The sequence below is a fragment of the Nakamurella sp. PAMC28650 genome, from assembly GCF_014303395.1.
Taxonomy (GTDB): Bacteria; Actinomycetota; Actinomycetes; order Mycobacteriales; family Nakamurellaceae; genus Nakamurella.
The window spans coordinates 216,505-238,615 of record NZ_CP060298.1 but is presented as its reverse complement, the minus strand read 5'-3'; the positions used below and the strand labels follow the sequence as shown (position 1 = coordinate 238,615).

Here is a 22,111-nt window from a genome sequence, read left to right as displayed (position 1 = left end):
TCAGCCGAAGAGGAGAACAGCATGAAGACCAAGGCCGCAGTCCTGTGGGGCCCGAACCAGGATTGGCAGATCGAGGAGGTCGAGCTCGGTGACCCGGTCGCCGGCGAGGTCCAGATCCGTCTGGCCGCTTCGGGTCTGTGCCATTCCGACGAGCACGCGCGGGTCGGGGACCTGCCGATGGTGGAGCCGGGCGACTGGCCCTTCATCGGCGGCCACGAGGGCGCCGGAATCGTGACGAAGGTCGGCGCCGGTATCACCAGCGTGGTGGAGGGCGACCACGTCGTCCTGGGCTTCATCCCGTCCTGCGGACGCTGCCGTTCCTGCGCCACCGGTCACCAGAATCTCTGCGACTACGGCGCGATGCTGCTGACCGGCCGGGGGATCGCCGACGGCACCAACCGCATCTACGTCAAGGGCAAGCCGGCGTCGCCGATGTGCCTGCTCGGCACCTTCAGCCCGTACGTCACGGTGCACGAGTCGGCGGCCATCAAGATCCTGGACGACATCCCGCTGGACAAGGCGGCTCTCGTCGGTTGCGGCGTCACGACCGGTTGGGGATCGTCGGTCTACGCCGGGCAGGTCAAGCCCGGCGACACGGTCGTCGTGGTGGGCTGCGGCGGCATCGGGCAGAACGCCATCCAGGGCGCCCGGATGGCCGGGGCGCGCTACATCGTGGCGGTCGACCCGGTGGAGTTCAAGCGTGACTTCGCCAAGAACATGGGAGCAACCCACTCCGCGCCGAGCATGGATGAGGCCATGGCCCTGGTCAACGAGATCAGCTGGGGCCGGATGGCCGATGCGGTCATCATCGCCATCGGCCGCATCCGCGGCGAGCACATCGCCCCGGCCCTGGATCTGACGGCCAAGGGCGGGACGGCGGTGGTGACCGGGATGGGTTCGCTGACCGAGATGGACGTCCAGCTCAACCTCTTCATGCTGACGATGCAGCAGAAGCGGCTCCAGGGAGCGATCTTCGGTGGCGCCAACCCGCGCTACGACATCCCGAACCTGCTACGCCACTACATGGAGGGCACGCTGAAGCTCGACGAGTTGGTCACCCGCACGTACAAGCTCGAGGAGATCAACCAGGGCTACGCCGACATGAACGCGGGCAACAACATCCGCGGCGTGATCATGTACGGCGACGAGGATTACTGATCGAGAGGCACTGCAGCAGATGACGACCCGCGGATTGTTCGACCTGAGTGGAAAGGTCGCTCTGGTCACCGGTGGCACCCGCGGCATCGGTCTGATGGCGGCGCGCGGGCTGATGCAGGCCGGAGCCAAGGTGTACATCAGCTCGCGCCGGGCCGAGGCCGGCCAGGCAGCCGTCCACGAGCTCGAATCGTTCGGCACGGCGATCTCGCTGCCGGCGGATCTCTCGTCGCAGGACGAGTGCATCCGGCTGGCCGGCGAGATCGCTGCACGGGAGGACGAGTTGCACGTGCTCGTCAACAACGCGGGCGCCACCTGGGGCGCTCCGCTCGAGGAGTTTCCCGCCGCGGGGTGGGACAAGGTGCTCGACCTGAACCTCAAGGCACCGTTCTATCTGTCCCGCGCGTGTCTGCCCCAACTCGAAAAGGGCGCCACCGCCAGTGATCCGGCCCGGATCATCAACATCGGCAGCGTGGACGGCCTCCGGGTGCCCGGTATCCCCACCTATTCGTACTCGGCCAGCAAGGCCGCCGTGCACCAGCTCACCCGCGTGCTCGCGGGTGAGCTGGGACCACGGCACATCACGGTGAATGCGATTGCGCCGGGACTGTTCCCGACGAAGATGACGGCCGCCATGATCGCCGCCGACGGTAACGAACTGGCTGCAGCCTCACCTCTGGGCCGGTTCGGTCGCGACGACGACATCGCCGGCGCCGTGGTCTTCCTGTCCGCTCGGGGTGGTGCGTACTGCACGGGTGTGGTGCTCCCGGTCGACGGCGGCGTCTGGACCACCTCCTGACGCGACAGGAGAATGCCGTGCCGGCGGCGGCGCCCAGCGGAATGGGTCGGCGACGGGCGGCGGCCAAGGACGACGGCACGGCCGCCTACGCCGAGCGGCAGGCGGAGATCAAGACAGCGGCTGCGGATCTGTTCAAGAAGGAGGGCTTCCGGGGGACGAGCATCGGTCGTATCGCAAAGGCATTGGGGATCGACCGGGCCACGCTCTACTACTACGTGGGCAGCAAGGAGGAGCTGTTCGACGATGTGGTGAGTGGCGCGGTGCGGGCGAACGTCCAGGTCGCGGAAAGAATTCTGGAGGGCGCCGGGTCGGCTCCGGAGAAAATCTTCCTGCTGGTGAAGTCATTGATGGACAGCTATGCCGAGCACTATCCGTTCCTGTATGTGTTCATCCAGGAGAATCTGTCCCACGTGGGGGAGCGGCGGTCGGATTGGTCGCGCGAGATGCGGGAGCTGAACAAGCGTTACGTCGACATCGTCGAGCAGCTGATCCGGGTGGGTATCGCGGAGGGCACGATCCGGGCCGTGGGCGAGCCGTGGGTGATGGCGTACGGGCTGATCGGAATGGTGGGGTGGACGAATCGGTGGTTCAACCCGGAGCAGTCGTCGGCTGATGCGGTCACGGTGGGGGTGACCTTTGCACGGATGTTGATCTCCGGGATTGCGGTGTTGCCGGATCTGGACGCGCCGCCGACCGTGCCGGCGCGGCGTCACCGCGCGGCGAAGCGCTAGCGCCCCAGCCAGTTCGGCGCCCGCTTCTCCATGAACGCCTGTGCTCCCTCGTGCGCGTCGTGGGAGGCGAACACCTCGTCCAGCAGACGTTGTTGGTGGTCCCAGCGATCGGCGGCGTCCCAGAGCGGGGCCTGGGTGATGATCTCCTTCGTGATCCTGGTGGCCATCGGCCCGTTCGCCGAGACCCGGGCAGCCAGTTCCAACGCGCCCGTCAGGGCCCCCCCGGGCGGTGTCAGCGAATTCACCAGGCCGAACGCAGCCGCTCGGGCGCCATCGAAGGTGTCGCCGGTGAGCGCGTATTCCATCGCGATCGCCGGCGGGATCCGCAGGGGAAGCCTGAGCAGGCCGCCAGATCCCGCGACCAGGCCCCGCTTCGCCTCCGGCAGCCCGAATCGGGAGTTCTCGGCGGCGACGATCATGTCGCACGCCAACGCGAGCTCGAGACCGCCGGCGAGTGCGTACCCCTCGACCGCGGCGATCAGCGGTGTCGCGGGTGGGGTCAGCGTGATGCCACCGAGACCCCGGCCGGCCACCTCGGGAAAGTCGCCCGTCAGGAAAGCGGACAGATCCATGCCGGCGCTGAAGGAACCGCCTGCCCCTGTGAGGATCCCGACCGACAGGTCCGGGTCCGCATCCAGTTCGTCGACCGCCCCGGCCAGTGCCCTGGCCATGTCGCCGTTCATCGCGTTGCGCTTCTCCGGCCGGTTCATGGTGATGATCAGTACCCGCCCGCGGCGTTCGACGACGAGTTCCGGGATCCCGCGCGACATGGCTCGCTCCTTTGCGTTCCTACTGGGGCACCATCACTCTATAGTTCTGTCAACACTGTCGTTGACCGGCCGGCTCGCTTCCGGCCCGATCGATCCGCGCATGACGCTACCGTCCCGACGAGAGGGATTCCATGACGAGCAGAGTTGCTGTGATCGGGGCCGGCACGATGGGCGTCGGGATCGCCTACGTCTTTGCCGTTGCGGGCTGGGAGACCATCGTCGTCGAGCCGGATCCGGCGCGGATGGACGCGCTTCGCAGCCAGGTGGCGGCGGCCGCAGAGGGCGGCGTCGCCCGCGGTCGGGTGAGCCCGGAACGGGCGGCGCAGCTGGCAGATGGTCGAGCACCCCGACCTGCCCGATACCGACCTGACGAGTCTGACCCGGATCGCCTACGGCGCAGCGCCGATGGGCGAAACGCATCTGCTGCAGGCGATCGAGGCGTTCGGCTGTGGGTTCATGGGTGTCTACGGGATGACGGAGGCCGCCGGTACCGTCGTCTGCCTCGACCCCGCCGATCACGACCCGGGCGGCCCGCGGGCGCACCTCCTGCGATCCGTCGGTCGGCCTCTGCCGTGGTTGGAGATGCGGTTGGTCGACCCCTTGTCCGGTGACGACAGCCTCGTCGGCAAGGTGGGGGAGATCTGGATCCGGTCCGGCCAGAACATGGCCGGCTACTGGCACAATCCCGAACTCACCGCGGAGGCGCTCGTCGGCGGCGGCTGGCTCCGCACCGGTGATGCGGCCCACCGCGACGCGGAGGGGTACGTCTACATGCACGACCGGCTGAAGGACATGATCGTGTCCGGCGGGGAGAACGTCTACCCGGCCGAGGTCGAGAACGCGATGTCCGGCCACCCGGACATCCGGGATCTGGCGGTCATCGGCGTGCCGTCGGAACGCTGGGGCGAAACCGTGAAGGCTCTCGTCGTGCTGCGTGCCGGATCCACGCCCGACCAGGCCGCCCTGATCAGCTGGACCCGAGAACGGCTGGCGCACTATAAGTGTCCGACGAGCATCGACTTCGTCGAAGTGCTGCCGCGCAACGCATCCGGGAAGATTCTCAAACACCAGCTTCGGGGCCCCTACTGGGCCGGCTACGAACGGGCGGTCCACTGAAGATGACGATCGACTTCCATCCTCTCGTCGACGTGGCCAGGCGATTCGCGATCGACTGGATCAACCGGGCGGACGAATCAGTTCCGCCGACGATCATGACGTCGGACTACCGCGTGCACATCGGCGAGACCGAGCTCGTTGGGCTGGACGCCTATTCGGGGGGCACGGTCGGGCAGCTCCGGCAGTTCCCGGGCCTGGCGTTGACCGTGCACGACCTGATCACCGACGGGGACCGTTTGGCGCTGGTGTTCACCGAGCACGGGACGTCGGCGAAGAACGGAGCCGCCGCCGCGTGGGCCGGGGTCGCCCTGTTCCGTTGGGACGGCGCGAGACTCACCGAGAACTGGACGCAGGAGGACTACTACGCCCGCCGCCGGCAATTGGCCGGCAGTGCTCCGGATCTGATCCGGACGCCTGCGGCCGCGCCCTGGACCACCACGCCGGCCGACCCGTCGCCCGCGGCCGAGTCCGCCGCCCGGAAGTGGCTGGCCGCACCGGTGTTCGAGAAGATCTTTCTCGACGACGGCCTGTTCGCCCCGGCCGTGTCGATCGCGACGGTGCAGGTGTCGGAGCTCTTCTCCGCCGGTGAGCAGGTGGCCTTCGCGGCCACCTGGACCGGCGACTACACCGGCGGTCTGGACGACGTGCCCGATCCGCGTCCCGGTGTCACCCTCGGTGCTGCCGGGGTGCTGACGGTACGCGACGGATCGGTGGTCGGTGGCACGGTCGTCAGCGACCGGCTCGGACTTCGCCGGCGCCTGCTGCCGCCGCGGCAAGGGTGAGATCGAACCCCACCGCCATCATCAGGGTCATGATGGCGTGGTGACGCCTCGCGAGGGACGCCCACTCGTCGATTCACCGATGTCCGGGGTGCTGGATGCCGAGTCGCGTGAACTGCTCGAGGTTTTCGCCAGGGACGGGGTCCGTCCGTACGACCAGATGAGTGTCCTGCAGGCCCGGGCGGTCGTCGCCGGCGCGACCCGGCTGCAGGGCCCCCGGGAGCATGTCGAGCAGGTGAGCGATGTGCTCATCGATCTAGGGCCCGGCCGGATGTCGGCCCGTCTCTACCACCCGGATCCGGCCGGTGTGCTGCCGTTGGTCGTCTACCTGCACGGGGGCGGGTTCGTCGCCGGCAGCGTGGCCGTGGCAGACCGTCCCTGCCGTGCGCTCGCTATCGCGGCCGGATGTGCCGTGTTGTCGGTGGAATATCGGCTGGCGCCCGAGAATCCCTTTCCAGTACCAATTTTCGACTGTCTGACGGCAATCAGGTGGGTGGTCGACCACGCCTCGCAGCACGGTCTGGATGCCTCCCGCGTGGTCGTCATGGGCGACAGTGCAGGCGGCGCGTTGGCCGCGTCCTGCGCGCTGGCCCTGCGCGATGCGGGTGACTCACCCCTGATCGGTCAGGTGCTGCTCTACCCGACGCTAAGCCTCGATCAGTGGACCTGGTCGGTTCCTGACCGGCGTGGAAACTGAAGAAAGTGCCCTTGAACTGCGATAATCGGTTTGTCTAGAACCTGATTGGCGCGGATCGGAAGGACACTTTCAGTGAGATTGTTGCACGCCTGGAAACCAGATGCAGCGACGTTCGACGATCAGAATCTGGTGTCGGCGGCCGGGCTGGTCCCGGTGCTGGCGCTGGCCGAACGGACCCAGCTGCCGGAACTGGTCGGCCGGCAGCTCCGGTTCGACTCCGAACGGATCGCCTCAGCGGCGGCGAACCCCGTCGGGAAGATCATGTCGATCATCGCCGGGATGCTGACCGGCGCCGACTCCATCGCCGATCTGCAGATCATCCGCTCTGGCGGATCGCAGAAACTGTTCGGCGCGGTCTACGCACCTTCGACATTGGGGATGTTCCTGCGGGAATTCACCCACGGACACACCCGCCAATTGTCGGCGGTCCTGGCCCGGCACCTGCTGGCCCTGACCCGGCGGACCGGGGTGCTGGCCGGCATCGATGTGCAGGCGTTCATCGACATCGACTCGCTGCTACGACCGGTCTACGGACACGCCAAACAGGGCGCCAGCTTCGGGCACACCAAGATCGCCAACCGGCAGGTGTTGCGCAAAGGACTCTCACCGCTGGTCACCACCATCAGCACCGCGATCGCCGCACCGGTGATCGCCGGGGTCCGCCTGCGGGCCGGGAAAGCCGGATCCGGGCGGGGCGCCGCCTCCATGGTCACCGAAGCGATCAACCTGGCCCTCGCCGCTGGTGCCAAGCCGGCGACCATCCTGGTCCGCGGCGATTCGGCCTACGGCTACAGCGATGTCATCGCGGCGGTCCTGCGAGCCGGCGCCAAGTTCTCGTTCGTGCTCACCAAGAACAAAGCAGTCAACCGGGCCATCGGCGCCATCCCGGCCGACGCGTGGACGCCGGTACGGTATCCCGGCGCCGTCATCGACCCGGACACCGGAGAATGGATCTCCGACGCCGAAGTCGCCGAGATCAGCTACACCCTGCTGGCCGGCACCGGAAAGGCCACCACCGCCCGGCTGATCGTCCGCCGCGTCAAAGACCGCAACCACCTCGACGAACTGTTCCCCGTCTGGCGCTACCACCCCTTTTTCACCAACAGCACCGAAACAGTGACCGACGCCGACATCACCCACCGCCAACACGCCATCATCGAATCGGTGTTCGCCGACCTGATCGACGGGCCCTGGGCCCACCAGCCCTCCGGCCACTTTCCGGCGAACTGCGCCTGGACCATCCTGGGCGCTATCGCCCACAACCTGCTCCGCGCCGCCGGCACCTGCATCGACACCGCCCACGCCGTCGCGCGAGGAGCGACGCTGCGGCGTCGGCTGATCAACGTCCCCGCCCGGATCGCCCGACCCCAAGGCCGCCGCATCCTGCACCTACCCACCCACCACCCCCACCAACGTCAGTGGAAACAGCTATGGGACAACGTGTTCAGCCCGCCGCACCAACAATCGTCCGCAGCCTGAAACTACCCGAACCCGGCCGAGAACGCCGCCACAGGAACCACATTGGACACGCTGGAGCAGACCAGCAGATCAACCACGCCCGACCCCAAAAACGACACACGAACGACCGTCCGCCTCCGCAGCAAGATCATCATCCAGGCAGGTCCACTGATCGAGGCTAAGGCCGACCCGCGGCAATCCCAGCGCCTCTCTGCAGACCAATGGAGAGGGTTATTCGATGACCCGCGGGTCGCTCGAATGGTTCTGGGAGCACTACCTCGCCGGGTCGGCCGATGGCGTAAACCCCTTGGCTGCACCACTTCTCGCCAGAGACTTCGACGGACTGCCGCCCACCACCGTCATCGTCGCCGAGTTCGATCCCCTCCGGGACGAGGGTTTGGACTACGCCCGCCGGCTGCAGGATGCCGGGGTGCCGACCAGGGTCCACCTGATTCCCGGTGGCCTGCACGGCTTGTGGTGGATGGACAAGGTCCTCGGCCAGGCCCGGGAGCTGACCGGGTACCTCGCCGCCGACCTCCGTCTTCGATTCGGCCAGTAGGCCCCGGTTCGCCCGGCCTCCCCCTGTGCCCCCCGTTTGGCATGAATCGAGCCCTACTTCGTGGAGGTCCCCGCCAGGCATGGACGAAAGTGGTGACTCCTGTCCCACCCGTCCCAAAAGCGGGAAGTTGATCCATGCAACAGGGGTTGGCGCCCTGCAAACGGGGTGGCGCGTTCCTCAGATCAGTTCGAGCAGGGTGGCGTTGGCCTGTCCGCCGCCCTCGCACATGCTCTGCAGTCCGTAGCGCAGACCGGCATCCCGCATGTGGTGGATCATCGTCGTCATGATGCGGGCGCCGCTGCCGCCCAACGGGTGTCCGAGAGCGATCGCACCGCCGTGCGGGTTGAGCGCCTTCTCGTCCGCGCCGATCTCCTGGAGCCAGGCCAGTGGCACGGAGGCGAAGGCCTCGTTGATCTCGAAGACCCCGATCTCGTCGAGCTCGACGCCGCTGCGGGCCAGCAGCTTGCGGGTGGCGGGGATCGGCGCGGTCAGCATCTTGATCGGGTCGTCGCCGGCCAACGCGACACTGTGCACCCGGGCGATGGGCGTCAGGCCGAGTTCCTTGGCCTTGTCGCTCGTCATCATGAGCAGCGCAGCCGATCCGTCGCTGATCTGCGAGGCGTTGCCGGCCGTGATGCTGCCGTCTGGCTTGAAGGCCGGCTTGATCGAGGCCATCTTCTCGATGCTGCCGCCACGACGGATGCCCTCGTCCTTGGTGATGGTGCCGGCTTCGGTCTCGATGCCGACGATCTGGCCCTCGAAGCGCCCGTCGTCCTGCGCGGTGGCGGCCCGGTCGTGCGAGCGCAGGGCGAACTCGTCGAGCTGGGTGCGGGTGATGCCCCACTTGTCGGCAATCAGCTGGGCGCCGGTGCCCTGATCCGGGAACACACCGTAGCGAGCGGCGAACAGCGAGCCGGTCGGATCCTGGCCGGCCAGGGAGGAGCCCATCGGCACCCGGCTCATCGACTCGACCCCACCGGCGACCACGACGTCGTAGTGGCCCGCGACCAGGCCGGCCGCGGCGAAGTGCACCGCCTGCTGGGAGGAGCCGCACTGACGGTCGACCGTCGTCCCGGGCACGCTCTCCGGCCAACCTGCACCGAGGATCGCATTGCGGGCGATGTCGAAGGTCTGCTCGCCGATCTGGGAGACACAACCCCAGATCACGTCATCGACGACGACCGGGTCGATGCCACTTCGCTCTGCGAGCGCGCGGAGCACATAGGCGGACAGATCGGTCGGGTGTACCGACGACAGTCCTCCGTTGCGCTTGCCCACGGGGGTCCGGACAGCCTCGACGATGACCGCATCACGCATGACGTGCTCCCTGTTTTGTTGGTCGATCTCTCGACTTCGACCGTGGATCGGCCGGAGTTCTCGGACCTCAGTCTGCCCCTCCTGCACAATGGCAGTCAACGGTTCCGTTGACGACTTGGTCACGTCGCGACGGGTTCGGCCACGGTGGACGGCGGTCGGCGTCATCGGGTGCATCATTCTCCTGATGGACCTCCTGCAGACGCCCCTGGATCGATTCATCGGACTGGTGGACTTTCCGTACCCACCGCACCGCGCCGTGGTCACCGCTCCGGACGGGGCGACGGCGCAGATGTCCTGGGTACAGGCCGGCCCGGCCGACGGTCCGACAGTGGTTCTCCTGCACGGCGAACCGACCTGGTCGTTCCTCTACCGATCCATGATCCCGGTCCTCGCCGCCGGGGGGTGCCGGGTGATCGCACCGGACCTGATCGGGTTCGGGCGGTCGGACAAACCGGCGTCGATCGCCGATCACAGTTACGCCCGGCACGTCGGCTGGGTCCGCTCGCTGCTCGTGGACGTCCTGCAGTTGTCGGCCGTGACGCTGTTCGGCCAGGACTGGGGCGGGTTGATCGGGCTGCGGATCACGGCAGAGAACCCCGGTCTGGTGGCGAAGCTGGTGGCGTCCAACACCGGCCTCCCGACGGGCGATACCCAGATGCCGGCGGTGTGGTGGGCCTTTCGGCGGGCGGTGGAGACCGCACAGACGCTGGACGTCGGTCGACTGGTGGCGAGCGGATGCCGGCGCGGGTTGTCGCCCGTCGCCAGGGCTGCCTATGACGCGCCCTTCCCGGACGAGTCGTACAAGGCGGGCCCGCGCGCCATGCCGCTCATCTTGCCGACGGCGCCCGACGACCCTGCCTCGGCCGCGAACCGTGACGCCTGGCGGGTTCTCGCCGACCTGGACATTCCGGTGCTGCTGGCGTTCTCCGACTCCGACCCGATCACCGGGTCGATGCGGCCGGTCCTGCTCGGGGCGCTCCGCGGTACGGCCGGACGCGAACATCCGGTGATCGAGCAGGCCGGGCACTTCCTCCAGGAGGATGCCGGACCGGTGCTGGCCGAACACGTGCTGGCCTTCGTGCGCGAGCGATGAGCGTCGGCAGTAGGTTGGTCACCATGACGGAAAGACTGAGTGGATGAACACGTTTCGCGCCCTGGTGGCCACCGGGGACGGGCCCGCCCAGTTCCAGGACCTGACGGATTCCGATCTTCCGGACGACGCGGTGACCATCGAGGTGACTCACTCCGGCCTGAACTACAAGGACGGGCTCTCGGTGACCAACAAGGGTCGGATCGCCCGGTCGTTCCCGATGATCTGCGGTGCCGATCTGGCCGGGACCGTCAGCGCCTCGCGGAATCCGGCCTGGTCACCCGGCGACGAGGTGATCGTCACCGGCTGGGGGCTGTCCGAGACTCACTCCGGCGGCTACACGCAGCGGCAACGGGTGAAGCCGGAGTGGCTGATCCGCCGCCCTGCCGGCCTCACCGCGGCGCAGGCGATGGCGATCGGTACCGCCGGACTGACGTCCATGCTGTGCGTCCTCGCGCTGGAGGATCACGGACTGGGCCCGGCGCAGGGCGGCGACGTACTGGTGACCGGAGCGGCCGGCGGGGTCGGCAGTATCGCCGTCGCGATCCTGGCCCGCCTGGGGTATCAGGTCACGGCGTCGACCGGCCGACCGGAAACCCACGAGTTGCTCCGTTCGCTCGGCGCGACGGCCTTCCTGGACCGCGCGGAACTGAGCGCGGCCGGAGGCAAGCCGCTGGAGAAGGAACGGTGGACCGCAGCCATCGACACCGTCGGCAGCACCACGCTTTCCAGCGTTCTCCGGCAGACGCGGGCTCGCGGTGCCGTGGCCGCCTGCGGTCTGGCCGGGGGGAACGACCTGCCGATCACGGTGCTGCCGTTCATCCTGCGCAACGTCGCACTGCTGGGCGTGGACTCGGTGCAGTGCCCACCCGCCGTGCGGGCCCGGGCCTGGGGACGGCTGGCCACGGATCTGCCGCTGGCTCTGCTCGATTCGTTGACCACCCTCGAGCCGCTGAGCCGGGCTCCGGAGCTCGGAGAACAGATCCTGGCCGGGCAGATCGCCGGCCGGGTGGTATTCGACACGCGCGCCTGATCCTGGCTACGAGACACTTGGCACGACAACGGATCCCGGTCGATGACCGGGATCCGTCGTCGTCATTTCCTTCTACCGGTCACGGATGGAGCAGGACCTTGGTCAGGCACCGCGCGTAGCGTCCTGCAAAGTGATCGCTATCGCGCTCACTTTGCAGGACGTCCGCGGCACCTCCGCGGCACCTCCGCGGCACCTCGGCGGAGACCTCGGCGGGACCTCGGCGAGGCGTCAGCGGGAGGGCAGGGACGGCGCGATGCGGCGGCCGACCTCTTCGAGCAGGCGCCCGGCCCCGGCCATGCAGAGGTCCGGATCAGGTTCGATGTCCAGCAGCGCGTAGGCGGCGTCGAATCCGGCCGCCGACAGCTGGCCCGCGGTCAGCAGGACGCGGCCGGCCACCGCCAGGACCGGTACACCCGCCGCCCTCGAGGCACTGGCCACACCGGCCGGCCCCTTGCCCTGCAACGTCTGTGCATCGAGTGAGCCTTCACCGGTGATCACCACATCGGCCTCGTGGAGGGCGTCCGCGAAGCCGGTCAGCTCCATCACCAGATCGACTCCGGAGTGCGCCTGCGCCCCCAGGACGGACAAGGCCGCGAACCCGACGCCGCCCGCCGCTCCCGCACCCGGCAACTCCGCGAATCGGCCGGGCACCGTGCGCGCCACCACCTCCGACCAGTGCTGCAGCGCCTGTTCCAGACGCGCGACCTGTGCCGCGCCCGCACCCTTCTGCGGGCCGTAGACGGCGGCCGCCCCGTGCGGACCGAGCAGCGGGTTGTCGACGTCACCGGCCAGCAGGATCTGCACCCCCGAGAGCACCGGATCGAGCCCGGAGACGTCGAGGGAGACGACATCGGCCAGGCCGGCCCCACCGGGACCCACCTGGCGGCCATGGGCATCGAGCACACCCACGCCCAACGCCTGCAGCATCCCGGCTCCGCCGTCGGTACCGGCACTGCCACCGACCCCGACGACGATGCTGCTCGCACCCGCCCGGGCGGCGGCCAGGATCATCTCGCCGAGCCCGCGGGTGCCGGCCGTCATCGGTGCGGGGAAGGCGTTCGGCAATCTTTCGAAACCGCACGCATCGGCAAGTTCCACCACGGCTCTTGACCCCATCAGTGCCAGGGTGGCCCGCACCGGAACTGCGGTGGGGCCGGTGACATCGGTGGGCACGGAGAGGTAGCCGGCAGCCAGGGCCGCGGCCACCGTCCCGTCCCCGCCATCGGCCATCGGCAGCAGGGTGAGCTGCAGTTCCGGGCGCGCCTGCCGCAGGCCACGGGCCAGGTGATCGGCCACGGCATGTGCGGTGAGACTGCCCTTGAACTTGTCCGGTGCGAGCAGGACCCTCACTTGCGCGGGCTGCCCATTCCTGTCGCCTCGCGTACCGCCGCAGCAACCGCCGGTGCCACCTTGGGATCGAAAACACTTGGCACGATGTAGCTCTCGTTGAGCTCGTCGGGCGCGACGGCGTCGGCGATGGCCTTGGCGGCAGCCAGCAGCGTTGCTTCGGTGATCTCGTGGGCACCGGCGTCGAGCATGCCGCGGAAGAATCCGGGGAACGCCAGTACGTTGTTGATCTGGTTGGGGAAATCGGACCTCCCCGTCGCGACGATGGCGGCATGCAGTCCGGCCTGGAGTGGGTCGACCTCCGGGTCCGGGTTGGCCAGGGCGAACACGCACGCCCGCGGCGCCATCCTGGCGATGTCGTCGCCGGTCAGCAAGTTCGGGGCCGACACCCCGATGAAGACGTCGGCACCCACCAGGACCTCCTGCAGCGACCCGGTCAGGCCCTGGGGATTGGTGTGGTCGGCAATCCACTTGCGGAACTCGTCGCCGGTGGCCCGGCCCGCGTAGACGGCACCCTTGCGATCGCAACCGACGATGTCGGTCGCGCCCTGGGCCATCAGCAACCGGATGATCGCGTGGCCGGCCGCGCCGACCCCGGACACCACGATGCGCAGATCCTCCAGTTTCTTGTCCACCACCCGCAGCGCATTCGTGAGAGCCGCGAGCACGACGACCGCCGTGCCGTGCTGGTCGTCGTGGAAGACCGGGATGTCCAGCAGTTCGCGGAGGCGCGCCTCCACCTCGAAACACCGCGGCGCCGAGATGTCCTCGAGGTTGATGCCGCCGTAGGTCGGGGCGATGATCTGCACGGTGCGGACGATCTCGTCCACATCCTGGGTGTCCAGACACACCGGCCACGCGTCGACACCGGCAAAGCGCTTGAACAGTGCGGCTTTTCCTTCCATCACGGGCATGGCCGCCTCCGGGCCGATGTTGCCGAGACCCAGGACGGCCGACCCGTCGGTGACGATTGCGACCGTATTGCGCTTGATGGTGAGCCGGCGGGCGTCCGCCTTGTTCGCGGCGATGGCCAGGCAGACCCGGGCGACACCCGGGGTGTAGGCGCGGGACAGATCGTCGCGATTCTTCAGCGAGACGGTGGGGTTGACCTCGAGCTTGCCGCCGAGGTGGATCAGGAAGGTCCGATCGCTGACCTTGCGCACGTCGACGCCGGGGATGTCCCCCACCGCCTGGGTGATGCGGTCGGAATGCTCGACATCCACTGCATCACAGGTGACGTCGACCAGGATTCGGCGCGGGTGCGACTCCACCACGTCCAGTGCGGTCAGCGACCCTCCGGCGGAGGCCACCGCGGCGGTCAACTGGGACGTGGCACCCACCGAGGGCGGCATCTCCACGCGCAGGGTGACGGAGTAGCCGGGACTGGTAGACGCCATCGTCGAGCTCCGAATCGTTGACCGGTGGAGGATCAGGGCAGCAGTCTATGGCCGCACCCCGGCGCCGTTCGGGGCGCCTCACCCCCACCGGGACCGATCAGAGTTCGGTCTTGGTGATCGGTGACTCGTTGAGCGCGGCGTCGATGACGAGCCCGATCCCGATGCCGGCCATCCAGATGTCCTTGGAGATGCCGGTTCCGGCCTGGGTCGGACGCAGCTTGCCGTCGTGCATACCTGGCGTCCGGGCGTAGAGGCCGAGCATTCCGCCGGCAAAACCGGTAAGGGCCAGGCCGGCCAGACCGGCCGGGACCAGCGGGAGCAGCAGCGCGCCGCCGACGGCGACCTCGCCGATGGCCAGCAGCTTCAGAAAGGTCGTCGGGGGGACCTTGGACAGGAACGGGTAGGCGCCCTTGGCCATGCCGTGGATGCCGACGGCGGTCTGCTCGTCACCCTTCAGCTTCCCGAGGCCGGAGTTCAGGATGAATGCGCCGGTGACGATTCGTCCCGGGGCCCTGCGGAGTTTCGCGGCAAGTGACATTTCTTCGATCTCCTCTTTCCGGTGCTCAGTACGTCTGTCAGCTTGGCACACCCCGGCGCAACCGGTGGTGGCCGGTGCGGGCGAAGCACCGAAGGGCGCTCACCGACTCCGCACCCTGGATACCCAGATCCACGGCGACCCATTCCCCGATCGGGGTCAGCACACCCGGCGGGCTCGAGGGCCGGGCGTCATCCCGTCTCAGCGGGCTGCTTGTTCGCCGGCCATGACGTTGAGGCTGATCTCGTCGATGAACCGGGGCCAGAGCGGGCGCGGGAGGTCGTGGCCCATGCCGGCGATGGTGACCAGTCGTGATCCCTGGATGGCCGCTGCGGTGGCCAACCCGCCGCTCAGGTTGACCAGCGGGTCGGCGTTGCCGTGGATGACCGTCGTCGGAATCGAGACACGTTGCAGGGCTTTGGTTCTGTCCGGGCACGCAAGGATCGCCGAGAACTGACGATTGCCACCGGCCGGGTCGTAGCAGCGGTCGTAGGCCAGACCGGCGATCTGTCGGGTGGTGTCCTCCTCCGGCGGAAAGCCACTGGAGCGGATCCGGCGGTACATCGCCAGGCTGTTGGCGATCGCCCCCTCGCGGTCGGCGGCAGGCGTGGCGGTCATCATCTTCAGCAACACCGACGGGTGCGGCTTCCCGACCAGCAGGGAGCCGGTGGTGGAGGACATCGAGGTGAGACTGCGGACCAGATCGGGGCGGAGCAGGACGAGGTTCTGCGCGATCATGCCGCCCATCGACACACCGACGACGTGGACACCGTCCAGGTCCAGGGAGGTGATCAGGGCGGCCGTGTCACGGGCCATGTCCACGAGCCGGTAGGCGGGCGTGGACAGACCGAGGAACGAACCGATGGGGTTGCCCTGGCCGGAGGCGCCGAAATGGGTGGAGAGGCCGCTGTCCCGGTTGTCGAACCGGATGACGAAGTGACGGCGGGCCGCCAGGGCCTCGCAGAAATCGGTCTGCCACGCGAGCATCTGGGTCGACAGGCCCATGATCAGCAGCACCGTCGGGTCGTTCCGGTCGCCGAACGTCTCGTAGGCGATCTCGATGCCGTTGGCCGGCGCGACGGCGGTCGTGTTCATCAGCACAGCGTAGGCAGTTCCTCGGTGGACCCGGGGTCCGGCCAGGTCGACAATACGAGGTGCACCAATAATTGGTAGACTCACCATATGAGAGGACCCGCATACCAGGAGCACCCCGTCCAGGACCGGGTGACCGCCGACGATCCGCTGGCACTCGAGCGTCAGGTCTGCTTCGCACTGGTGGTGGCCGCGCGCAGCGTGGTGGCCCTGTACCGACCACTGCTCGAACCGATGGGGCTGACGCATCCGCAGTACCTGGTCATGCTCGCCTTGTGGGAGGGCGGCCCCTCGTCGGTGAAGGACCTCAGCCGCCGCCTGCAGCTCGATCCGGGCACCCTGTCCCCGTTGCTCAAGCGGCTGGAGGGGCAGGCTCTGATCGTCAGGGCGCGGGATTCCGCCGACGAGCGGCAGTTGTCCGTCACGTTGACCGATTCCGGCCGGGCCCTCCGAGCCACCGCGGAGTCGATTCCCGCTCTGGTGGTCCAGCGGCTCGGGATGACCGTGCCCGAACTCGAGCACCTGCGCAGCACCCTGACCGGCTTCATGGCGTCGGCCGATGCCGTCGACGAGCGCGAGGGGAGGTGATGACCGTGATGACAGCCATGACATCGATGGCGTTGGCGCAGTCGTCCGGTGACACCGGGTTCAGCTTCGGAACGCTCCTGCTGTTCGTCGGCGGCGCCGTCCTGCTGGCTTTCTTCCGCAGCATCGGCCTGATCGCCAGGATGCGCGAGCACAAGATCGACCAACGAAAGGAAGCCGCTGCGGCAGCCCGGAAGGCAGCAGCCGCAGCGGCTTCGAACAACGATGGATCCGGAGGGGACGGGGACGTCTGAGTTGCGGTCGGCGACGACCGACCGGCTGACTGGACCGACCGACCGGGCCGCAGGGCTAGACGCCGCTCACGTGACCGACCAGCTGGCCGATCCCGTAGGTGACGATCATGGCCAGGGCCCCGCCGACCACGATCCGCAGAACAGCTCGTGACTGGCCGGATCCGCCGAGCCTGGCGCTGACCGTGCCGGTCAGGGCCAACGCGACCAGCACCGCGACGAAGGTCACCGGGATGCGGGCCGAGGGCGGCGGCAGCAGGATCGCGATCAGGGGCAGCAGCGCACCGAGGCTGAACGAGATGGCCGAGGCGAAAGCGGCCTGCCAGGGGTTCGTCAGGTCGTCTGGGTCGATGTTCAGCTCGACGTCGACATGCGCGGCGAAGGCGTCGTGGTCGGTGAGTTCCTGGGCGACCATCTTGGCGGTGGCCTTGCTCAGGCCCTTGTGCTCGTACATGGCCGCAAGTTCGGCCAGCTCCTCGTCCGGGCTCTCCTCGAGTTCGCGTCGTTCCTTCTCCAGCAGCGCGCGCTCGGTATCCCGTTGAGTGCTGACCGAGACGTACTCACCCAGGGCCATCGAGACGGCTCCGGCGATCAGGCCGGCCACACCGGCCGTCAGGATCGGGCCCGACGCGGTGGTCGCCGCGGCCACGCCGACCACCAGACCGGCGGTGGAGACAATTCCGTCGTTCGCGCCGAGTACGCCGGCGCGCAACCAATTGAGTCGGGAGGACATGCCGGCGGCATGCGGCTCGTCGGCCTGGACGTCCGTCAGGCCTGATTCTTTTTCGCTTTCGAAAGTGCTCACCTACTCAAGGTAGGCAATGACTCCGGCCGCCGCCAGCATTGGAAGCCTTGCCTCACTTGGTCGTTGACAGCCGCAACGCCAGGACCGGGCAGGCATTGGCGGCAGCCTTCGCGCGCCCGACGAGCCCGGCCGGCAGGGGACCCGTCGGCAGGATGGGATATCCCCATTCGTCCAGGGTGATCGCCTCCGGGAGTTCCTCGGCGCACAGGCCGTGGGCCCGGCAGGTGATGGCGTCGACCCGCAACAGCACATTCTTCCGGCTCATCGCGTTCCACTCCGAAGGCTGTTCTCGTGGCCCAGTGGGACCACCGGTGCCGGGCTGCGGCACGGCCCGTGCCGCAGGTGGCCGTCCAGGTGCACGGCTTCCGGACCTCTCAGCGCCCGCAGGGCACTGGCGGCCAGTGCCACCGCTCCGTCCGGATGACCGCAGCCGCCACGTTTGTCGATCACCGGCAGCCGGCGGCCCAGTCTGGCCACCGCCGATCGGTCCCCGCCGGCCAGTGCCGCCATGTCCTCGGCGATCGCCGGGAGCCCGAACATGCACGGTCCGCACTGGCGTGCCCCGGCATCCGCCAGGTACTGCAGGATTCGTGCGGTCTCGGTCAACACGCAACCGCCGGCCGGGAGCACCACGATCGACGCGACCCCCTTGGTTCCACCGATGGCACCGAGCTCGGCGGCGCTGAAACCTGTCTCAGCGGCCCGGTTGAGGTCGACCCAGCAACCGGCGAGCCCACCGATCAGAGCCCACGCGGGCACACCTGCCCGTGTCGGGGTCCATTGCGCTGCCGTCAGGATGGTGCGCAGCGGAGTGCCGCCGGCGACCTCCACCACTCCCGGGACCCCCACGGCGCCACCGACGGTGACCAAAAGGGTGCCAGGCTCGGCGGCCGTGCCGACGGCGCGGAACCATGACGCGCCGAAGCGGGCGATCAAAGCCAGTTGGGCCAACGTCTCCGCGTTGTCCACCAAGGTCGGTCGGCCCTGGACCCCGGACTCCCAGATCACCGAGGTCCGGCCGGCCGGTCGGGCGTCGCCGGTGTTCAGGTAGCGGACGAGCGCGGTGGCCTCGGAAGCCACGAACCGTGCCGGGACTCCGACGATGCTGAACTCGATCCCCTCCGCAGGACGTTCGGCCAGCGCCGTGCGCAGGGCGCCGGTGGTGGCCGAACCCCGATGCACGGCGAGGATCACCTTGTCCGCTCCGACCGCGGCCGCGGCCAGCACCGCCCCGTCGATCACCAGGTGAGGCGAGTTGGCCAGCAGCACAGCGTCTTTCGACGCGGTCGGGTCACCCTCGCAACAATTCGCGACGACCACTGCCGGGCGGCGCCTCGAGGCGTTCCCGGCGACGGCGGTCATCTTCCGGCCGGTCGGGAAGGCAGCCCCGCCACGACCCACAAGGCCGGCGGCGGAGGCCATCTCGGCCAGCTCCGATGCAACCTGGAGGGGGACGTGGCCCAGGCGCCGGAGGTGATCGGCCCACGAGAGAGCCGGCTGGGCGGGGAGCAGGCGCGCGACGCCGATGCGGGTGCTCATGGTGGCGGGGTCCAGGGTGGTCGTCATCGACGGGATCCGATCTCTTCACGGGGATGGGTGATGTCCGCAGCCTGTCGGGCAACACTGTCCGGGTGGCGGTCCGGCAGCAGCCGGAGAGTCAGTGCAACGAGAACCGATGTGATGCAAACGATATCGGTGATGATCATCCACTTGCTGGTGCCGTCCCCACCGGAGATGCCGAACCCGTGGATGAGGGCGATGGGCCACATGGCGTAGGCGGCGAGGTGGACCGCCTTCCACGCGAACGCCGACAGGTGCCGGCGCAGTGCGCTGGTGATTCCGACGGCCAGCATCAGGTCGACGGCGACGGCGCCCAGACCGATCCAGAGCGGCTCCCAGGCGGCCTTGAATGGGATCAGCACATCCCAGTAGTTGAGGTTCACGTAGCCGTCCGCGATGGCGGTGACGATGTGGATCGTGAGGAAGGCCATCGACGTGATGGACAGCGTGCGGTGCAGGCGCAGGACCGCGGCCCGGGGGAGATACCGGGATCCCTTGCGTCCGGCGGTGAGGATGCCGAGCAGCATCACGGCCGTGAACAGCACCAGGGACACCGCGCCGGTGGCCCGGCTGGAGTACCAGAGGATCTGGGTGTTCATCAGGCGGCCTGCTTCTTCTCGTCGGGCCAGCCGGCCAGTGCGACGGCCACGCCGTCGACGTCGACCAGTCGGCTGGGGAGGCGCCGGGCAGTGAGCCAGGCGGGCGCCTGGTCCCCGAGGACGATGGCCGCGGTAGCACCGGCGTACTGGGTAGCTGCTTGAGTCAAGTAGTATTTGGCCATGTCAGAGCCAGTGTGTGCCTACCCGGTCGGTGGTGTCGATTACCCCCGGACCTTTCAGGAGTTGCTGGAGTGGTTCCCGGATGACTCGTCGTGTCTGGCGTATCTGGAGCGTCTGCGGTGGCCCCAGGGGTTTGTGTGTCCGGTGTGCGGGGCGCCCGGCGGTTGGCGTACGGCGAAGGCGAAATGGATGTGCACCAGGTGTGGCCGGCAGACGTCGGTGACCGCCGGCACGATCTTCCACCGGCTCCGGACGCCGCTGTCGACGTGGTTCGCGGCGATCTGGTTCATCACCTCGCAGAAGAACGGGATGTCCGCGCAAGGTCTGCAGCGGGTGCTGGGTTTCGGATCCTACGAAACAGCGTGGGCGTGGCTGCAGAAGCTACGCCGGGCGATGGTCCGCCCCGAGCGGGAGTTGCTCTCCGGTGTGGTGGAGTTAGATGAAGTGTTCATCGGCAACGAGTCTCGCGGCCGCGCAGGCGGCGTGAAGGACCACACCGCGGCGATGATCGCAGTGGAATCGATCCCCGGCCGCAAGCTGGGCAGGGTCCGCATCGAGCTGGCCGAGACAGCCCGATCGGTCAGCATGCTCGGCTTCGCCGACCGCGTCATCGCCAAAGGATCAACGGTCAGAACCGATGGCGCCAACTACCTGAAGAAGCTGACCGCGGCCGGCTACGAGCACGTCGCGTTCGTCGGGACCGACAGCGCCGAGCCCGCCCACATCAACCTCCCCGGCGTCCACATGGTCGCCTCGCTGCTCAAACGCTGGCTGACCGGCACCCTGCATTACGCGGTCTCCCAGGAGCACCTGGCCTACTACCTGGACGAATACACATTCCGGTTCAACCGACGCACCTCGAAGAGTCGCGGGCTTTTGTTCTACCGACTGTTGCAGCAGGCCGTGAACACAGACCCACACCCGCTCGCTGAACTGCGCAATCCTGTTGCAGCAGTGGACGTCCCGTTCTGAACTTTACTCAAGCAGCTACCCAGTACCGGCGTTCGCGTCCAGTGCGCTGGCGGCGGCCACCGAGGCCGTCCGCCAGTACGGCGTCGGGTTGTCGCCGGTCCGCGGATCGACGAGGTGGTGACGCATGCCCGCGGCGGTCCGCCAGGCCCTGGCCACCGTGGAGGAGGTCGCCAGTCCGCCCGCGGCGATGGCCACCGTGGTCTGGGGAGCAGCTTCGGCCGCACGGTGGTCGTCGGCGATCGCGATGGTCCAGCCGCCGACGGGGGCCCCGCCGGCGACGGCGATGTCGCCGCCCAGCCCGACGAGTACCCCACTGCCGGTCCGCAGCGCGATCCGGGCGGCCGCCCGGTCGGCGGCCAGGGCCTTGGCGGTGGCTCCGAGGTCGAGGCCGATACCGGCCGGGACCGTGATCAGCCTGCGTTCCCGATCGTGAAGGATGCGCCACGCACCGGGGGCCGGCCGGGTCGCCGCGGTCGCCGTCCCGACGCTGGAGACCGCGAGACTGCGGTCGAGCATTTCCCGCAGCGCTCCGATGTCGCGGTCGTAGCCCAGCGCGATCACCGCGGCCGCCACCGTCGGATCGACGAGATAGCCGGTGGCGGAGGCGATCCGGAGGGCGGCGGAGATCGCGTCGTTGAGCACGGGCGACAATTCGACCTCGACCTCCGGGGTCCGCAGCAGCCTGCTGATCTCCGAATCCGGACGGAATCGGCTGCAGGCCAGCTCGATCGAGGCCAGCTCGTCGTCGAGCTCGACCCTGGCGGCCCGCAGGGCCGTGGGATCGGTGACCACCAGCGTCGCGGTGGTGGACCAGATCTGGAAATCGACCCTGACGGGGGCCGGAGTCGCCGTCCGGATCATCACGAACCGCCGGACGCGGCGGCCGGGGTGCTGGAGCTGGTGGTGGGCGCGGCAGTCGTGCTGAGAGTGGAGCTCGTACTCGCCGAGGCCGATGCCGAGTTGGTGGAGGCGACCGCACCGGCGCTGCCCGCGGCGGCCGTGGAAGTGGTGGTCGTGCCGGCAGTAGTCGTGGTCGTGCCGGTCGTGGTGGCGGGCGTACTGGCGGCGGCGGGGGTGGTGAGCGCCAGAGTGGTGGCCACCGAGGCGATGCCGGCGGCCCCGACGAGCCCGGCGGTCAGGATTCTGACCCTGCGCCGCATACGTGCTCCGGTTGCTCCTGGATCTGGCGAGTTCATAGCGATGATTCCCTCTCGGTCTTGCGTGCCCAGGTGGTACTCGAAGCCTTCCCGACATTTCTCAGAGGCTTCTTGCCGGACTGGCTGG

The 22,111-nt window shown here is 68.5% G+C and carries 26 protein-coding genes and 1 pseudogene; 14 read left to right on the top strand and 13 right to left on the bottom strand.

Annotation, left to right across the window (positions count from 1 at the left end; translation table 11 throughout):
- Nucleotides 1-21: 21 nt before the first annotated feature.
- From H7F38_RS01070 to H7F38_RS01060, 3 genes are read left to right on the top strand one after another with little or no spacing between them, the layout of a single operon-like run.
- Complete coding sequence (locus H7F38_RS01070) at nucleotides 22-1,158, top strand: NDMA-dependent alcohol dehydrogenase (RefSeq protein WP_187092490.1); 1,137 nt, start codon at nucleotides 22-24, stop codon at nucleotides 1,156-1,158.
- 19 nt (nucleotides 1,159-1,177) lie between these two features.
- A complete protein-coding gene (locus tag H7F38_RS01065; RefSeq protein ID WP_187092489.1) occupies nucleotides 1,178-1,954 on the top strand; it encodes an SDR family NAD(P)-dependent oxidoreductase in 777 nt (258 codons plus the stop codon).
- Nucleotides 1,955-1,971: 17 nt separating this feature from the next.
- Nucleotides 1,972-2,685, top strand: coding sequence for a TetR/AcrR family transcriptional regulator (locus tag H7F38_RS01060; RefSeq protein ID WP_187092488.1), 714 nt, complete (start codon nucleotides 1,972-1,974; stop codon nucleotides 2,683-2,685).
- Here the strand turns inward: H7F38_RS01060 and H7F38_RS01055 are convergent.
- Nucleotides 2,682-3,455 (bottom strand): crotonase/enoyl-CoA hydratase family protein, encoded by a 774-nt coding sequence (locus tag H7F38_RS01055; RefSeq protein WP_187092487.1) that lies wholly within the window; start codon nucleotides 3,453-3,455, stop codon nucleotides 2,682-2,684. The genes H7F38_RS01060 and H7F38_RS01055 overlap by 4 nt on opposite strands.
- Before the next feature lie 131 nt (nucleotides 3,456-3,586).
- On the opposite strand from H7F38_RS01055, the pseudogene H7F38_RS26345 reads away from it, so the two are divergent.
- The 6 genes and pseudogenes from H7F38_RS26345 to H7F38_RS01030 all read left to right on the top strand — a co-directional run.
- A pseudogene (locus tag H7F38_RS26345) lies at nucleotides 3,587-3,724 on the top strand (3-hydroxyacyl-CoA dehydrogenase NAD-binding domain-containing protein); the annotation flags it as partial.
- A gap of 64 nt (nucleotides 3,725-3,788) precedes the next feature.
- Nucleotides 3,789-4,571 (top strand): AMP-binding protein, encoded by a 783-nt coding sequence (locus H7F38_RS01050; RefSeq protein ID WP_187092486.1) that lies wholly within the window; start codon nucleotides 3,789-3,791, stop codon nucleotides 4,569-4,571.
- Between the two features lie 2 nt (nucleotides 4,572-4,573).
- Nucleotides 4,574-5,353 (top strand): ester cyclase, encoded by a 780-nt coding sequence (locus tag H7F38_RS01045; RefSeq protein ID WP_187092485.1) that lies wholly within the window; start codon nucleotides 4,574-4,576, stop codon nucleotides 5,351-5,353.
- Nucleotides 5,354-5,393: 40 nt separating this feature from the next.
- Nucleotides 5,394-6,047 carry an alpha/beta hydrolase gene (locus H7F38_RS01040; protein WP_187092484.1) on the top strand — a complete coding sequence of 218 codons (654 nt, stop codon included), beginning with the start codon at nucleotides 5,394-5,396 and terminating at the stop codon, nucleotides 6,045-6,047.
- Between the two features lie 72 nt (nucleotides 6,048-6,119).
- Nucleotides 6,120-7,526 carry an IS1380 family transposase gene (locus H7F38_RS01035; RefSeq protein WP_187090283.1) on the top strand — a complete coding sequence of 469 codons (1,407 nt, stop codon included), beginning with the start codon at nucleotides 6,120-6,122 and terminating at the stop codon, nucleotides 7,524-7,526.
- A 217-nt stretch (nucleotides 7,527-7,743) separates the two neighbouring features.
- Nucleotides 7,744-8,064, top strand: a complete 321-nt coding sequence (locus H7F38_RS01030) for an alpha/beta hydrolase fold domain-containing protein (protein WP_187092483.1) — start codon at nucleotides 7,744-7,746, stop codon at nucleotides 8,062-8,064.
- Nucleotides 8,065-8,241: 177 nt separating this feature from the next.
- On the opposite strand, the gene H7F38_RS01025 is transcribed toward H7F38_RS01030, so the two are convergent.
- Nucleotides 8,242-9,381 carry a thiolase family protein gene (locus H7F38_RS01025; protein ID WP_187092482.1) on the bottom strand — a complete coding sequence of 380 codons (1,140 nt, stop codon included), beginning with the start codon at nucleotides 9,379-9,381 and terminating at the stop codon, nucleotides 8,242-8,244.
- 184 nt (nucleotides 9,382-9,565) lie between these two features.
- Here H7F38_RS01025 and H7F38_RS01020 point away from each other — a divergent pair, with 184 nt between their 5' ends.
- Nucleotides 9,566-10,474, top strand: a complete 909-nt coding sequence (locus tag H7F38_RS01020) for a haloalkane dehalogenase (protein WP_187092481.1) — start codon at nucleotides 9,566-9,568, stop codon at nucleotides 10,472-10,474.
- A 43-nt stretch (nucleotides 10,475-10,517) separates the two neighbouring features.
- Nucleotides 10,518-11,504: an MDR family oxidoreductase gene (locus H7F38_RS01015; RefSeq protein WP_187092480.1), complete on the top strand. Its 987-nt coding sequence runs from the start codon at nucleotides 10,518-10,520 to the stop codon at nucleotides 11,502-11,504.
- A gap of 228 nt (nucleotides 11,505-11,732) precedes the next feature.
- Here H7F38_RS01015 and H7F38_RS01010 read toward each other — a convergent pair whose 3' ends face one another.
- The 4 genes from H7F38_RS01010 to H7F38_RS00995 form a co-directional block, all read right to left on the bottom strand.
- The gene (locus tag H7F38_RS01010) at nucleotides 11,733-12,854 is read right to left on the bottom strand and encodes a glycerate kinase (RefSeq protein ID WP_187092479.1); all 1,122 of its coding nucleotides are present in this window, start codon (nucleotides 12,852-12,854) and stop codon (nucleotides 11,733-11,735) included.
- Nucleotides 12,851-14,248, bottom strand: a complete 1,398-nt coding sequence (locus H7F38_RS01005; protein WP_187092478.1) for an NAD-dependent malic enzyme — start codon at nucleotides 14,246-14,248, stop codon at nucleotides 12,851-12,853. The genes H7F38_RS01010 and H7F38_RS01005 overlap by 4 nt, the downstream gene beginning before the upstream one ends.
- Nucleotides 14,249-14,345: 97 nt before the next feature.
- The gene (locus tag H7F38_RS01000; protein ID WP_187092477.1) at nucleotides 14,346-14,786 is read right to left on the bottom strand and encodes a hypothetical protein; all 441 of its coding nucleotides are present in this window, start codon (nucleotides 14,784-14,786) and stop codon (nucleotides 14,346-14,348) included.
- Between the two features lie 198 nt (nucleotides 14,787-14,984).
- On the bottom strand, nucleotides 14,985-15,878 hold the full coding sequence (locus H7F38_RS00995) for an alpha/beta fold hydrolase (protein ID WP_187092476.1): 894 nt from the start codon (nucleotides 15,876-15,878) through the stop codon (nucleotides 14,985-14,987).
- Nucleotides 15,879-15,965: 87 nt separating this feature from the next.
- On the opposite strand from H7F38_RS00995, the gene H7F38_RS00990 reads away from it, so the two are divergent.
- Nucleotides 15,966-16,463, top strand: a complete 498-nt coding sequence (locus H7F38_RS00990) for a MarR family winged helix-turn-helix transcriptional regulator (RefSeq protein ID WP_187092475.1) — start codon at nucleotides 15,966-15,968, stop codon at nucleotides 16,461-16,463.
- 8 nt (nucleotides 16,464-16,471) lie between these two features.
- Nucleotides 16,472-16,714: a hypothetical protein gene (locus tag H7F38_RS00985; RefSeq protein WP_187092474.1), complete on the top strand. Its 243-nt coding sequence runs from the start codon at nucleotides 16,472-16,474 to the stop codon at nucleotides 16,712-16,714.
- Nucleotides 16,715-16,769: 55 nt separating this feature from the next.
- On the opposite strand, the gene H7F38_RS00980 is transcribed toward H7F38_RS00985, so the two are convergent.
- From H7F38_RS00980 to H7F38_RS00960, 5 genes are all read right to left on the bottom strand, one after another.
- Nucleotides 16,770-17,444: a VIT family protein gene (locus H7F38_RS00980; RefSeq protein WP_187094401.1), complete on the bottom strand. Its 675-nt coding sequence runs from the start codon at nucleotides 17,442-17,444 to the stop codon at nucleotides 16,770-16,772.
- A gap of 124 nt (nucleotides 17,445-17,568) precedes the next feature.
- The gene (locus tag H7F38_RS00975; RefSeq protein WP_187092473.1) at nucleotides 17,569-17,781 is read right to left on the bottom strand and encodes a ferredoxin; all 213 of its coding nucleotides are present in this window, start codon (nucleotides 17,779-17,781) and stop codon (nucleotides 17,569-17,571) included.
- Nucleotides 17,778-19,082: an NADH-ubiquinone oxidoreductase-F iron-sulfur binding region domain-containing protein gene (locus H7F38_RS00970; RefSeq protein WP_187092472.1), complete on the bottom strand. Its 1,305-nt coding sequence runs from the start codon at nucleotides 19,080-19,082 to the stop codon at nucleotides 17,778-17,780. The genes H7F38_RS00975 and H7F38_RS00970 overlap by 4 nt, the downstream gene beginning before the upstream one ends.
- Nucleotides 19,079-19,675, bottom strand: a complete 597-nt coding sequence (locus H7F38_RS00965) for a ferric reductase-like transmembrane domain-containing protein (protein WP_187092471.1) — start codon at nucleotides 19,673-19,675, stop codon at nucleotides 19,079-19,081. The genes H7F38_RS00970 and H7F38_RS00965 overlap by 4 nt, the downstream gene beginning before the upstream one ends.
- Nucleotides 19,675-19,857 carry a hypothetical protein gene (locus H7F38_RS00960; RefSeq protein ID WP_187092470.1) on the bottom strand — a complete coding sequence of 61 codons (183 nt, stop codon included), beginning with the start codon at nucleotides 19,855-19,857 and terminating at the stop codon, nucleotides 19,675-19,677. Before H7F38_RS00960 ends, H7F38_RS00965 begins: the two co-directional genes overlap by 1 nt.
- Between H7F38_RS00960 and H7F38_RS00955 the strand changes: the two genes are divergently transcribed.
- The gene (locus H7F38_RS00955) at nucleotides 19,856-20,827 is read left to right on the top strand and encodes an IS1595 family transposase (RefSeq protein ID WP_187091336.1); all 972 of its coding nucleotides are present in this window, start codon (nucleotides 19,856-19,858) and stop codon (nucleotides 20,825-20,827) included. The genes H7F38_RS00960 and H7F38_RS00955 overlap by 2 nt on opposite strands.
- A gap of 15 nt (nucleotides 20,828-20,842) precedes the next feature.
- Here the strand turns inward: H7F38_RS00955 and H7F38_RS00950 are convergent, their stop codons facing one another.
- Nucleotides 20,843-21,688 (bottom strand): FAD:protein FMN transferase, encoded by an 846-nt coding sequence (locus H7F38_RS00950; protein WP_187092469.1) that lies wholly within the window; start codon nucleotides 21,686-21,688, stop codon nucleotides 20,843-20,845.
- Nucleotides 21,688-21,987, bottom strand: a complete 300-nt coding sequence (locus H7F38_RS00945) for a hypothetical protein (RefSeq protein WP_187092468.1) — start codon at nucleotides 21,985-21,987, stop codon at nucleotides 21,688-21,690. Before H7F38_RS00945 ends, H7F38_RS00950 begins: the two co-directional genes overlap by 1 nt.
- Nucleotides 21,988-22,111: the final 124 nt, after the last annotated feature.